11 protein-coding genes are annotated in these 13,750 nt (G+C 62.2%); 1 reads left to right on the top strand and 10 read right to left on the bottom strand.

Features of this window, described 5'->3' with window-relative positions:
* Positions 1 to 83: 83 nt before the first annotated feature.
* The 4 genes from EKH55_RS06220 to EKH55_RS06205 all read right to left on the bottom strand — a co-directional run bounded on the left by EKH55_RS06220 (position 84) and on the right by EKH55_RS06205 (position 4,949).
* On the bottom strand, positions 84 to 743 hold the full coding sequence (locus EKH55_RS06220) for a protein-L-isoaspartate O-methyltransferase family protein (RefSeq protein ID WP_151611174.1): 660 nt from the start codon (positions 741 to 743) through the stop codon (positions 84 to 86).
* Positions 744 to 946: 203 nt separating this feature from the next.
* Positions 947 to 1,372 carry a TonB system transport protein ExbD gene (gene exbD, locus EKH55_RS06215; protein WP_069457807.1) on the bottom strand — a complete coding sequence of 142 codons (426 nt, stop codon included), beginning with the start codon at positions 1,370 to 1,372 and terminating at the stop codon, positions 947 to 949.
* A 5-nt stretch (positions 1,373 to 1,377) separates the two neighbouring features.
* Complete coding sequence (exbB, locus tag EKH55_RS06210; RefSeq protein ID WP_069457940.1) at positions 1,378 to 2,313, bottom strand: tonB-system energizer ExbB; 936 nt, start codon at positions 2,311 to 2,313, stop codon at positions 1,378 to 1,380.
* A gap of 170 nt (positions 2,314 to 2,483) precedes the next feature.
* The gene (locus tag EKH55_RS06205) at positions 2,484 to 4,949 is read right to left on the bottom strand and encodes a ComEC/Rec2 family competence protein (protein WP_151611951.1); all 2,466 of its coding nucleotides are present in this window, start codon (positions 4,947 to 4,949) and stop codon (positions 2,484 to 2,486) included.
* Between the two features lie 313 nt (positions 4,950 to 5,262).
* On the opposite strand from EKH55_RS06205, the gene gltA reads away from it, so the two are divergent.
* Positions 5,263 to 6,552, top strand: a complete 1,290-nt coding sequence (gene gltA, locus EKH55_RS06200) for a citrate synthase (RefSeq protein ID WP_069457809.1) — start codon at positions 5,263 to 5,265, stop codon at positions 6,550 to 6,552.
* 58 nt (positions 6,553 to 6,610) lie between these two features.
* On the opposite strand, the gene lpxB is transcribed toward gltA, so the two are convergent.
* From lpxB to bamA, 6 genes are read right to left on the bottom strand one after another with little or no spacing between them, the layout of a single operon-like run.
* A complete protein-coding gene (lpxB, locus tag EKH55_RS06195) occupies positions 6,611 to 7,795 on the bottom strand; it encodes a lipid-A-disaccharide synthase (RefSeq protein ID WP_069457810.1) in 1,185 nt (394 codons plus the stop codon).
* Positions 7,792 to 8,679: an LpxI family protein gene (locus EKH55_RS06190; RefSeq protein ID WP_069457941.1), complete on the bottom strand. Its 888-nt coding sequence runs from the start codon at positions 8,677 to 8,679 to the stop codon at positions 7,792 to 7,794. Before EKH55_RS06190 ends, lpxB begins: the two co-directional genes overlap by 4 nt.
* Complete coding sequence (gene lpxA / locus EKH55_RS06185; RefSeq protein ID WP_069457811.1) at positions 8,679 to 9,491, bottom strand: acyl-ACP--UDP-N-acetylglucosamine O-acyltransferase; 813 nt, start codon at positions 9,489 to 9,491, stop codon at positions 8,679 to 8,681. The genes EKH55_RS06190 and lpxA overlap by 1 nt, the downstream gene beginning before the upstream one ends.
* A gap of 2 nt (positions 9,492 to 9,493) precedes the next feature.
* On the bottom strand, positions 9,494 to 9,958 hold the full coding sequence (gene fabZ, locus EKH55_RS06180) for a 3-hydroxyacyl-ACP dehydratase FabZ (RefSeq protein ID WP_069457812.1): 465 nt from the start codon (positions 9,956 to 9,958) through the stop codon (positions 9,494 to 9,496).
* Positions 9,951 to 11,015, bottom strand: a complete 1,065-nt coding sequence (gene lpxD, locus EKH55_RS06175) for a UDP-3-O-(3-hydroxymyristoyl)glucosamine N-acyltransferase (protein WP_151611173.1) — start codon at positions 11,013 to 11,015, stop codon at positions 9,951 to 9,953. The genes fabZ and lpxD overlap by 8 nt, the downstream gene beginning before the upstream one ends.
* 57 nt (positions 11,016 to 11,072) lie before the next feature.
* The gene (bamA, locus tag EKH55_RS06170) at positions 11,073 to 13,406 is read right to left on the bottom strand and encodes an outer membrane protein assembly factor BamA (protein ID WP_151611172.1); all 2,334 of its coding nucleotides are present in this window, start codon (positions 13,404 to 13,406) and stop codon (positions 11,073 to 11,075) included.
* Positions 13,407 to 13,750 lie beyond the last annotated feature (344 nt).

Below are 13,750 nucleotides of genomic sequence, written 5' to 3'. Positions count from 1 at the left end.
AACAGGCAACACGTTGCCAATCGGCAACATCGACTTTTTTGCGCCGATGCTCATATAATGAGGCACCTCAATGGGAGGAGCCATCAAAAAACAAATGTCTGCTCACGGCGGAAACCGGGCAGAGGCTTCACGGACGTATTGAAATCGGGCCGCTCGGACGTCCTTCCCGATTCGCGCATGTAAAGCTTCGCACGGGATGCGTTACTAAAGCCTTCAACGACCACGAGGCGCCCGCCATCGCGCAACTGCTCGAAGAGTCCGGCCGGTATCGTTTCGACCGCACCATTGATGAAGATCACGTCGTAAGGCGCCTCGGCAGGATAGCCCTTGTTGAGATCGCCGGTCACGACGGCAATGTTGTCGTAGCCGAGGCGTGCGAGCGTCTCCGTTGCGGTAGCGGCAAGCGCTTCATCGGCCTCCAGCGCCACCACCGAGCCGGCCAGAAGCGACAGCAAAGCCGAGGCGTAGCCCGTGCCGCAACCAATCTCCAGAACGACGTCGGACTTGGAAATCTGCGCGAGCTGCAGCAATTTTGCCAGCGGAGAGGGCTCCATGATGTAGCGCGGCTCGGCTCCTCCGATGAGTTGAATATCGGCATCGATATAGGCGAGTTCCCGCATCTTCGCGGGCACGAATTCTTCGCGCGGCACCGTGAGGAAGGCAGAGAGGACCGAATGGGACGTCACATCCGTCGTCCGGATCTGATTGTCCACCATCTTAGTGCGCGCTGCTTCGAAGTTCATGATACTGCCTCGTGTCCCCATGGGCGCGGCGCCCTTTGGCCGGGCGAACCGCACTGTCTTCAGCCTGGCTGCCCGGCAGCCCTAGCCTAAGCTCATAATTCGCCGCATCGCCGGTTTCAAGCGACCGCGGCGTTTCGGGATAGAAAAAGGAACGTTGCCGCCCGCAGGGGCATCGCAAAGGGCGCAACGCGACGCGTTGTTCGTCAGGGCGCAGGCGCCGCCTCGAGACCGACCAGAGCGATCCTGCTGTAGCCGGCCCGCTGGATGAGGTTCATCACCGCCATGAGCTCGCCGTAGTCGACCAGCCGGTCTGCGCGCAGGAGAACGCGTCTTTCCCTGTTCGCACCGCTGACCCGGTCGAGCACGGAGGAGAAGGTCTCGCGGGCCGCTTCCTCATTGCCGACCGCCAGGGTGAGATCGGATTTCAGCGTCACGAAAACCGGCTTGTCGTCGTGCGGCGTCGGTTTTGCGGCGGATTGCGGCAGATCCACCTTCACGTCGACCGTTGCTAGCGGGGCGGCAACCATGAAGATGATCAAGAGAACGAGCATGACGTCGATGAAGGGCGTGACGTTGATCTCGCTGTTCTCGTCGAGCTCGCCGCCGTCTTCGGAAATCCTTCCCGCCATGGCCGTTATCCAATTCTGGCGAATGCGGTGTCGGCGCCAGGGGCATAACCCTCCTGCCGGCGCGGCTGCGCCTCGCGGCTTTGACGATGGTCGAGATCGCGGCTCACCAGGCGCTCGACGGCGGCAGCGGCATCCGCAAGGATCAGTCTATAGCCGCTGACGGAGCGGGCGAAATAGTTGTAGATCAGCACCGCCGGAATGGCGGCGACAAGACCGATCGCGGTGGCCATCAGCGCTTCGGCAATGCCCGGTGCGACGATCGCCAGATTGGTCGTCTGCGCCCTGCTGATGCCGATGAAGGAATTCATGATTCCCCAGACGGTCCCGAAGAGGCCGACGAAGGGACCGACAGAGCCGATCGACGCCAGGATGCCGGTGCCAATGCTCATGCGCTTGCCGGCGCGAACCTCGATGCGGTTGAGCAGCGACGATATGCGCTCCTTGACGCCGGCGGCCGGCGTATGGTCGAGCACCGGCTCCGAGCGGACCATCTCGTCGCGCGCTGCAGCCACCATATCCGCGGCAATGCCGGCCCTGCGGCCAAGGTCCATCTTCACGTCCGCCAGCCCGTTTGCCGCAGTCAGGACCTGCACCGAGCGCGTCAGCCGCGATTTCGCCTGCGCCAGTTCAAGCGTCTTCGCGAGGAAGATCGTCCAGCTTGCGACAGAGGCCAGCGCCAAGGCGATCATCACACCCTTAACGACGACGTCGGCTGCAAGGAACATGCCGATCGGCGAAAGGTCGTGCGGAAGAACCGGCGCCTGGGCCGTCTGGATGTCGAGCGGCACATTCGGCATCGGGGCGGCGGGCAGTGCCGGCTGTTCGCCGAGCGGCGCGGGCGCCACCGTCTGCGCCAATCCTTTCGCGGCGGGGCCGGCCAGGAGAATGGCGAGCGTCGTCGCAATCAGGACGTTCAATATCGGTCGGCTCCGATTCGCCATCCCATTCCTCATTTTGTCTTTGCTTGCCGCGACAATCACGGGCGCGGGCACCATCCATTGGCACATCCTTACGACAAACCGCAGGGCGATGACAAGGATTTGTGGAGTTAAATAATCAAGATTAGTGACGCAGACTTAGGCGCGGTGTTGCGATCGTTCCGACGCTTTCGTCAAGGAGGCAGTTGCTCGGAAAAGAAGGTGCCGCTGCGCCAATCGTAGCGGCGATGGCGCTCCCACGGCCGCTGTGTGGACCGAAACGAATTGACGACGCGCATCTGTGGCGATGCGCCAGGCTTGCCATGATCGGCATGGATCTCGATTGCCCCGCTCCGCCGCAAGGAATCGCCCGTCACGACCAGCGCGCGACCCGATGGGCAGGCAGCGAGCGGCCGACGCGTGGCGGCGACTACCAGATCGGCGCGTCCGCACAAGGCCGGGAAGAGCTCCGCGGCGTCGATGACGACAATTGCCCAGCCCTCCCGGCTTCGGCCAATGCACCACTCATCCTTGCGGCAAGAGAAAGTGCCGGGCTTCGCCGCCGAGAGCGCCGTCACAGCCTCGGCAGCACTCGCCATTGCGTTCAAGCCTCCTCCTCCAACCGCCTCCTTCGGTTTCGGCGCAGCGTCATACCCGGAAGCGGCGCGAGCTGAGAGATCCGTCGGCGGCACATGGCGGTCGAGAGCGAGCGCCCGCTGCCATTGCAAGAAGATGAACTCCGGCGGCCTCCCCCGGTTTGTGGCGATCGCGCCCTCGACGAGGAGGCCGACCAGTTGACCGTCCTCCGATATCACGATCGAGGGCCGTTCCGCCAGGCGTTCGAGCGCGATGGCCGCTCCCCCCAGGAGGACCAGCCCTGCACCGGCGAACGCCAATCGTGTCCTCAGCACACAGAGCAGGACACCGCCCATGGCGATCAAGAAGAAGCCGGCCGCGCCTATGCGGCCTGTCACCCATTCGCTGTCCAGCGCCGCGACGTATCGCGCGACCATTATCATCCAGTCCAAGCCCTGCCCCATGACCATCAAGGGATAGCGTTCGAGCCCAAAGGGCATGAGCAGCATTGCGAACAAAGCGAACGGCATGACGAGGATACCGACCAGCGGCGCCGCAACGACGTTGGCGAGCAGCCCGTAGGCCGGCAGCCTGTGAAAATAGGACGCGGCATAGATGGCCGTCGCCAAGCCGCCGATGAGAGAGGTTGCAGTCGTGGCGACGATGAAACCGGGTACCGCCCCAAAGGATGCGCGGCGCCCCTTTTTCTCCCGCTGCCGCAGCTTGTGGTCGCGCCAGCGGGCATAACCGGCGACCAGCGCAAGCGTTGCCGCAAAAGACATCTGAAATCCGGCACCGGCCGTGGCGGAGGGCGTCCAGGCAATGATGACGAGGGCCGCCAGCGCCACATTGCGCAGGCTGATCGAGACACGATCGAAAAAGACGGCAACGAGCATGATCGAGATCATGATCCAGGACCGCAATGCCGACACGGCTCCGCCGGAGATCAGCATGTAGAGAAAGGCCATTAGAAGCGCGCCGCCGGCCGCGATCTTCTTGATGGAACGCTTCTCCGCAAAGCCGGGGATCAAGCTCAACAGCGTCCGCACGCCGACGAGGAAGGTCCCTGCCGCCAGCACCATGTGGAGCCCGGAGATCGCAAGTATGTGCGACAGGCCGGCGGCACGCATTGCCTCGACCGTCTCACGGCTGATGGCGCGCTTCTCGCCGGTCACAAGTGCGGCTGCGATTGCGCCGGCATCGCCTCCGATCGTCGACCGTAGGCGGCTGCCCAGTTCTTCGCGTGCCACCGCAAGATAGGTCCGCAACGATGTGGCGACGTTTGCCCCGCCGCCATTCTTGTCGTCCACGAATGCCCGGGGCGCGCCGTAGAAGAACCCAACTGCGCCGATCCCGTTGAAATAGGCATCGAATGCGAAATCGTTAAGCCCGGGCAATGCCGGGCCGGAAGGCGGCGAGAGACGCGCCCTGCCCTCGATGGCCGAGCCGACCGGAAAGGCTTCGTGGCGGCTGCGCGCCATGAGCGTCGCCCTGGCCGGAGGCCTGCGCAGCCGCGGCTCGGATGTTTCGCCGATCTCGATCAGGTATCGCCACCGCCCTTTGTCGTCCTGCTCCCGCGACAGAACGGTCCCGCGAAGGTTGGTGGTCACCGGACCATCGAGAATGACGGTATCCAGCCGGGCCGTTTCCATCGCGGCCAACAGCATGCCGGTGAGGAGAAGCAGAGGCGCCAGCGCGAGTGGCCGCAGCGTGCGGAAGCGGCCACGGCACAAGAGCGCAGACATGCCGAAAACGCAGAGCAGCACTGCAAGTTTGGCAATTCCGATGCTTTCCGCCGATGTGAACCATGCGAGGCAACCGAGCGCGAGCAGGACCGGTATCAATGCGAAGCCATGGCCAAATTCCGCTTCCCGCTCAATGGCGGCGCGCAGGCTGCGGGAGGTGGATTCGGCTATCGAACGGCCGCGATCGGCGGCGAATGAATGATTGCGTCTCGAGGGAGGGCCGGGATCGGCCCGATTCCCAGGCAGTCCGGCATCCCGAACGAAGGTTAGGCGATCCGTCAAGCGCCATGCGAGGCGCTCCGCATCGCGCATCACCGTCCGTGCCCGCCCCTCCCCCATTTCCTTCGCTGCCCTTTCTGCCTGTCGGGACTGATCCTGCAACCCGGGAACTCACATTGCAACCGGGAGACTAACCGCCCAAAAAAGAGGCAAGCCTATAAAGAATGGTACCGCACTATCAGCTTCGCGATCGTTGCTCTCATTTGACATGTTGCCGTAAGATGCGATTGTTGCGTCGCCATATGCCTATTTTCGCATCGCACCATTTGCCTTTCGTACAGCTTGGCAGCCGAAAGTAAATCATATAGCAAACTCGCAACGTTCAATCTCGTGGCATAGGCATATGCCGCGGCGCCATAAGACGGAGGGTCCCATGTCAGGAAAAAACGCCACGGTAACCATCGATGGAAAGGCAGCGGACCTGCCAGTGAGATCGGGATCCATCGGACCGGACGTCGTGGACATCGGTTCGCTCTACCAACAGACCAAGATGTTCACCTACGATCCGGGTTTCACGTCGACGGCATCATGCGAGTCCAAGATCACCTATATCGATGGCGACGAGGGCGTGTTGCTTCATCGCGGTTACCCGATCGAACAGCTGGCCGAGCACGGTGACTTCCTTGAAGTCTGCTACCTCCTGCTTTACGGCGAACTGCCGACCAAGGCGCAGAAGGACGACTTCGACTACCGCGTCACCCATCACACGATGGTTCACGAGCAGATGTCGCGCTTCTTCACCGGCTTCCGTCGCGACGCCCATCCGATGGCCGTGATGTGCGGCTGTGTCGGTGCTCTCTCAGCCTTCTACCACGATTCCACCGACATTACCGACCCGCACCAGCGCATGGTCGCGTCGCTCAGGATGATCGCGAAAATGCCGACCATCGCGGCGATGGCCTACAAGTATCACGTCGGCCAGCCGTTCATCTATCCGAAGAACGATCTTGACTATGCCTCGAATTTCCTGCGCATGTGCTTTGCCGTGCCTTGCGAGGAATACGTGGTGAACCCGGTGCTGGCGCGCGCCATGGACCGCATCTTCATTCTGCACGCCGATCATGAGCAGAACGCCTCGACCTCGACGGTGCGCCTTGCCGGCTCGTCGGGCGCCAATCCGTTCGCCTGCATCGCCGCCGGTATTGCCTGCCTTTGGGGTCCGGCCCATGGCGGCGCCAATGAGGCCGCACTCAATATGCTCGCCGAGATCGGCTCGGTCGACCGCATCCCCGAATATATCGCGCGCGCCAAGGACAAGAACGATCCGTTCCGCCTAATGGGCTTCGGCCACCGGGTTTACAAGAATTACGACCCGCGCGCCAAGATCATGCAGAAGACGACCCATGAGGTCCTGGCGGAACTCGGCCACAGGGACGACCCGCTGCTCGAGGTCGCGATGGAACTCGAGCGCATTGCGCTTACCGACGAGTACTTCATCGAGAAGAAGCTCTATCCGAACATCGACTTCTATTCCGGTATCACGCTCAAGGCGCTGGGCTTCCCCACTACGATGTTCACCGTGCTCTTCGCCCTTGCCCGGACCGTCGGCTGGATTGCCCAGTGGAACGAGATGATCGAGGATCCGGAACAGCGCATCGGTCGCCCGCGCCAGCTCTATGTCGGCGCGTCTCTGCGCGACTACGTGCCGCTCTCCAAGCGCTGAGCACAGGCGAGAGACGCGCGGCGCTGTAGCACCGCTCAAATCAAATCAAAGAGCCCGGTCAGAAATGGCCGGGCTTTTTGCCTTGGAGATAATCAAAGACGATATCCGCCGCGCTTTCGCCCGGCGGTCGAGCCGTCGCCATACGCTCCTGCACGATCGCGAAGCCGTCGAGCATGGCTTGCCGCTGAGCCGTGTCGCCGGACAGCCGTTCGATCCACCGCGTCAAGACCGCCGGACGGATCGCCCTGTTGAAATATTCCGGGACGACGGGGAAATCGGCAACCAGGTTCGGCAGTGCCGCAGTCCAAATCCGGATCCGGCTGTGCAGCAAAGTGACGAGCCAATCCGCATAATAGGTCGACACGACCGGCACGCCGGCAAGCGCCAGTTCAAGAATAACGGTGCCCGACGCGGCAAGCGCAGCGTCCGCCTCGGCGAAGGCCTGCCACTTCTTGTCCGCCGTAACGGAGATCTCCGGCTGGACCTTCCAGGACGTCGTCAACGCCCGCACGCGGCCTTCCTGGCGAGGAACTGTCGGCAGCAGGAAGCGCATGTCTCCGTGGCGCTGTGCCAGTTCCTCGACGGTTTCGCGGAAGATCGGCAGCAGGCGGCTGACCTCGCCGGCGCGTGAGCCAGGGAGCAAAAGGCAGGTCTTGGGCGCGCTGGCCTCCCCTGACCGCTGCCTCGCACGCCGCTCTTCCCGGACCGCGAGTAGGTTGACGTCCGAGGCCAGCCTGTGCCCGACATAGGTGGTCGGCGGACCGCCGAGGTTGCGCATCACCTCCGGTTCAAAGGGCAGCACCGCAAGCACATGATCGACATAGGCGCGCATCCGTGGGGCGCGTTCCGGCTTCCATGCCCAGACGCTCGGACAGACATAGTCGATGATCGGCAGGTCCGGCAGTGCGGCACGCACCCGCCCCGCCACCCGGTGGGTGAAGTCGGGGCTGTCGATGATCAGCAATGCGTCCGGGCGCGCGGCGATGATGGCAAGCGCGGTCTGGCGGATGCGCTGAAGAAGCTTCGGCAGCCGGGCGAGCACTTGCGAAAATCCCATGATCGACAATTCGGAGTAGTCGAACAGCGAGCCGAGGCCTTCGGCTTCCAATGCCTCACCACCGACGCCGACGAGATCGACGGCTCCTGCGACACGTCCGCGAAGCGCGCGGACCAGGTCAGCGCCGAGCAGATCCCCCGAAACTTCTCCGGCAATGACCGCCAGCTTGTAACGGCGAACCGTCACGGCCTGCCCCCCCGACCCTCGCGCTCGATGCCGATGATGAAGAGGCCATTGCGATTCGCAGCCTCGACGACCTCTCGGCGTTCGACGACGAGCGCACGCCCGGCTTCGACCGCGATGCCGGCCAGACCTGCTGCCTCGGCGGCCGCGACGGTCGAGCGACCAATCGTCGGCAGATCGGCACGCTCGTCCTGTTGCGGCTTGCAGAGCTTCACGAGGACGCCTCGGCGCCGCGCCGACACACGGCCGCCTGCCTTGAGCGCAGCGACCCGCGCCAGCATGTCATCGGTTCCTTCAGCCCCCTCGAGCGCCACCACCCTTCCGCCGACCGCGACGGCGCCCTGCCCGACGTCGAGCGCGCCCAATGCTTCGGCAGCGGCCATCCCGGCAGCTATGTCGCGACGATCCTCGTCGGCCGGCGCATGCGCGCCGATCGGGCCGGCATGTGCCAGCAGATCCGGAACCACCTCATGAGCACCGATGATTCGGGCGCCGCTCACTTCTATAAGTTCCATTGCCATGCGCAGCACCGCGTCGTCGCCGCCCGAAACCAGCGTTCTGAGGACGCTCGGGACCTTCGCGAGCGTCTTCAGGGTCGGCCGGATGTCGCGCCATTCCGGACGCTGCCGAACCGCACCGGAAAGCACCACGCGGTCGATGCCTTCTGTCGCAAAAGTTCGGCTGATCGCTGCGAAATCGCCGATCGCGAGCGTCGAATGATCGAAACCGGTCCAATCGGCATCCGCCTCGCGAGACAGAGCGATGATGAAAGGGTCCTCTCCCTGCCTGCGCACCGCTTCGGCGACATGGTGCGGCAACGCGCCGGCGCCGGCGATGATGGCGAGCCTGCCCTTCGCCTGCGGCAGGCCATGCACCGCCATTGCGATCAGCCCTTGCTGCTGCGATTCGGCGACGACAGCGCGCGATCGCTTTCGGCAGCGATGAAATCGAGGATCTCGATCGCCGGCGGACAATCGAGATACGCCTCGCGAACTGCCGCGGCGTTGGCGCGGATGGATTGCGGCCCCTCAAAAATCTGCTTGTAGCACCGCCGCACCGCGTGAATCGTCTGGCGGTCGATCCCTGCGCGCGTCATTCCGACGACGTTGAGGCCGCTCAGCACACCCGGATTGCCATTCAGCATGCCATAGGGGATGACGTCGTAGCTCACCGCCGACAGCCCGCCGACAAAGGCCTGACGGCCGACACGGGTGAACTGGTGGACGGCCGAACCGCCGCCGAGGATGGCCCGATCCTCGACCGTGACATGGCCGGCGAGCATCACGTTGTTCGACAGGATAATGTTGTTCCCGAGACGGCAATCATGGGCGACATGCGAATAGGCGAGGAACAGGTTGTTGTCGCCAACGACTGTGGTGCCGCCATGTTCGACCGTGCCGGTGTTCATCGTCACGCCTTCGCGGATCGTGCAATTTTCGCCAATCACAAGCTTGGTGTTCACTGCACTGTGATGCGCACTCTGCGAATCGCCGCCGATCACGGCACCGGGGAAGATTTTCGTTGCCTTGCCGATCGTCGTGCGCCCGATCACGACGACATGACTCAACAGCGAGATATCGTCTCCCAAAACGACGTTCGGCCCGATGTGACAAAACGGGCCGATCTTCACGTTCTCGCCGATCACAGCGCCGTCTTCGATAACCGACGACGGATGGATCTTCGCAGTTGGTGCAATCATTTTCAGGCGTCTTCCTTGCTGACGATCATCGCGCCGATATCAGCTTCCGCGACCAGTTGCCCGTCAACTTTTGCGTCACAATGAAATTTCCAGATATTGCCCCGCTGCTTGTGCTTGGCGACGTGAAACTCCACGCGATCGCCGGGCACCACCGGCTTGCGGAAACGCGCGTTGTCGATCGTCATGAAGTAGACGAGATTGCTGCCGATGCCCGTCTTGCGCGCGCAGATCGCGCCTGCCGTCTGGGCCATGCCTTCGATCAGCAATACGCCGGGCATGATCGGCTTTTCCGGAAAATGCCCGGTAAAGTGCGGTTCGTTCGCCGTCACGTTCTTGATGCCGATCGCGGAGTTGTCATCATCGATCTCGATGATGCGATCGACCATCAAGAACGGATAGCGATGAGGAAGAAGCTTGAGGATCTCCTGAATATCCGCGGTACCGAGAACTGTCGCAGCCTCATTCATCCTTGCCACCCTTCTTCTTCTGTCTTCCGCTTGCCCGCATAGCCATCTCGGCGACATCGCGCAGGAAATCCCGCATCGGACGCGCCGGTATTCCGCCGTAGCGCTCTCCAGCCGGTACGTCGCTCGCCACCCCGCTCATCGCGGCAATCTGCACGCCATCTCCGATTGTAATATGACCATTCACGCCGGTGCCGCCGCCGATCATCACTCCATCGCCAATCCGCGCGCTACCGGCGATACCGACCTGGCTGACGATGCCGCAGTAACGGCCGATGCGGACGTTGTGGCCGATCTGCACGAGATTATCGATCTTCGTGCCCTCGCCGATCACCGTATCGTCCATGGTGCCGCGATCGATCGTCGTGTTGGCACCGATCTCCACATGGTCCTGGATGATCACCCGCCCGACCTGGACGATCTTGATCATGCCGCCGCCCGGACCCGGCGCATAGCCGAATCCATCCTGGCCGATCCGCGCACCGGGATGGATGATGACGTTGTTGCCCACTAGAGCGCAAAGGATGCTTGCGCCAGCGGAAATCGTGCAATCGCGACCAATGCGGACGTTCGGTCCAATGAGAGCACCGGCCCCAATCCGCGTACCGCTGCCGACTTCCGCCCCGGCTCCGACCACCGCCGAAGGCTCCACTTCAACACCCGGCTCCAGCCGAGCCGTCGGATCGATGAAAGCCCCCGGTGCTATGCCGCGTTCGCTCGTATTGAACGAAGGACGCATCGCCTCCCCGTGCAGCAACGTGCCGGCAAGCGCGAACGCCGTGTGCGGTTTTGGCGTCAGCAATACGGGAATATGGCCGGGAACAAGCGAAGCGATCGTCTTGTCGCAGATGATCGCAGAAGCGTGGCAGCTCTCCAGTTCATCGCGACTCTTGCGCGAAAGCATGTAACAGATGTCACCCGGCTTGGCCCGATAGACAGGTGCCACCGCATGAACGGCTTGATCGGCGACGGCCGCATCCGAGAGCTCCGCCCCTATCTGATTCGCCAAGTCGCCCAGGCGAATCCCTTCATGGGGCTGAAAGAACCAATTCTGTTCCATGGGGTCCTGACCCTAGCCACTCCAGAACGTTTATCTGGCAGTTCTGGACTGCGCTTATCAGAAGGAAGAGTTGATACCGAACTTGAAGTTCTGGACCTTATCGAAATCTTCCTTTGCGACCGGCACGGCGTAGTCGACACGCAACGGACCGAAGGGCGATGCCCAGATCAGGCTGACGCCGACGGATGCGCGCAGCGACGCGTCGGTGCCGCGGGCAAACTCGCCGGCCCCGGTGAGTTCGACATCATTGCCATAAAGCGTACCAGCATCGACGAAGAACGCACCGCGGAAGCCGCTGTCACGCGGAATTCCCGGCAGCGGGAACGACGCTTCCGCCGAGGCGGTGAAATAGGTCGTGCCGCCGAGGGCGTCACCGTTGTTGACGCGAGGACCGATGCCGTTGCGCTCGAAGCCGCGGATGTCGTTGCTGCCCAACTGGAACTGATCGAAAACCTCCATGGATCCGGAGGTCTTCACCAGGTGACCCGCACTACCGGCGAGCGAGCCGATGATATCCGCCTCGTCGTTCAAGGTGTAGTACCACCTGGCCTTACCCGAGATCTTGTAGAAATCGGAGGTACCGCCGAGACCGGCGAACTCCTGCGTGACCGATGCAAGGACGCCCTCGCGCGGCAGTTGGGCATCATCGAGCGTGTTGTAGGTGAAGGAGTGGGATATCGACGAACGGGTCCACGGGCTGCCGTCGATGACCCGATCATAGGGCGAGGACAACTCGTCCTCGTCACCGAAATACTTAAGCTCGGTATAGTTGTAACGCAGCGTCGTCGACAAGCTTTCCGTGATCGGCGCCGTTACCCGCAGACTGAAGCCCTGATCGTTATAGCTGTAGTGATCGTCGTCGAAATCGTGTTCATTCTTGAACACGTCGAAACCGGCCGCCAGGCGATAGCCCAGGAAATAGGGCTCCGTGAAGGAGACATTGTAGGTCTTGCTGTCTTCGCCCCTGCCGGCGGCCAGACGAATATATTGCCCGCGGCCAAGGAAGTTCTTTTCTTCGATCGAGGCTTCCACAAGGAAGCCGCCGCCGCTGCCGGCGGAATAGCCGGCACCGATGCCGAACGAGCCCGTGGCCTGATCCTGAACGTCGACAATGACGATCACGCGATCGGCGGCACTGCCCGGCGCGGTCGAGATATTCACCGACGAGAAGTAGCCCAAGGCCTCCAGCCGGCGCTTGGCGCGTGCGATCATTTCCTGGTTGAAGGCGTCCCCCTCGCCCACGTCGAACTCGCGACGGATGACGTAGTCGCGCGTACGGGTGTTGCCGCGAATCTCGATGCGCTCGACATAGGCGCGCTCGCCCTGATCGACGAGGTAATCGACGGCAATGGTGTTGTTGGCGAGGTTACGGTTGCCGCGCGGCGTGACACGCGCAAACGGATAGCCGGCCGAAGCAACGCGCTTCGAGATTGCGCTCATCGTGTCCTGGATGTCCTTGGCCTTATAGACCGAACCCTCGCGGCTCTGAACCAGCCCCCTCAACTCCTCGGCATCGATACCTTCGACGGTCGATTCGACATTGATCGGGCCGAAGGCGTAACGCGGCCCCTCCTCGACCGTGATCGTCACCGTATATTCGTTGGTCGCCTCGTTGAGCGCCGCGTCGGACGAGATCACACGGAAGTCGGCATAGCCTCGATTGTAGTAAAACTGGCGCAGCAGCTCCTCATCGGCTCGCAGCTTGTCCGGATTATAGACGTCCTTGCGCGTCAAGAACGAGAAGATGCCGGATTCCTTCGTCGCGATCACCGACTGGAGGCGACCGTCGCTATAGACTTCGTTGCCGACGAAATTGATCTGGGTGATCTTGGTGCGCTCGCCCTCGTTGATGACGAATGCGAGGTTTACGCGCCCCTCGGCGATCGGAACGACCTGCGTCGTCACAGTGACGTCGCTACGACCGATCGCGGCATAGGCATCCCTGATCGCTTGAATATCGTTCTCGACAGTCGCTTCGCTGTAGGGCCCAAGGGGCTGCGTGCGCACGACCGCTTGCAGCTTGTCGTCCTTGATCTTGCGGTTGCCGTTGAAGACGACCTGATTCACCAGTTGATTTTCGCTGACGTTGACGACCAGCGTACCGCCGGAAACGCTGATGCTGACATCCGAGAAATAGCCGGTCGCATAAAGGCGCTTAACGGAAGCATCGATGTCGGCATTGCTGAAGTCCCTGCCGGGAACGATCGTGATGTTCGCCCGAACGGTTTCGGGGCTCACACGCGTCGCGCCACGCACCTCAACACGGTTGATCACTGCGGCATGAGCCACCGACGCACCAGCAATCAACCCGACACCGGTTCCTGTCGCAACCATGCTCGCAGACAGCGCAAACGCCGAGACCGCGCTCAAAAACCTTGAACCAGCTTTCATTGTCAATTCTAACCTTTTTTCAACGTACCGCGGCAGTTCCGTACCGACTCCGGTCACGGTTGCCGTTTTACCGGCTTTTCCCATACAAGCAAGTCGGCTCGTTAATTTCTGTTTACTTCAATTCGAACCGTGGCTTAACAGCCACTACGGCGTCGCGTTATCGTAAACAAATGGTTGCGAAGCAAGTGACCGGAACCGGTCGATCGGACAATTCCCAGGAATTCCCCCTCGGTCCCCGGCACGTTCGTTCTGGAGACACTCGCGGATTGCCCCCGCGACTGTCTCGCCGTTTGGCTTCGTTTTGCCGCAGGTTCCGATCACGGGCCGATGCGCCAGGGCGGGAT

The sequence above is a fragment of the Sinorhizobium alkalisoli genome (assembly GCF_008932245.1).
GTDB classification, from domain to species: Bacteria; Pseudomonadota; Alphaproteobacteria; order Rhizobiales; family Rhizobiaceae; genus Sinorhizobium; species Sinorhizobium alkalisoli.
This window is presented reverse-complemented; position numbering and strand designations above follow the sequence as displayed.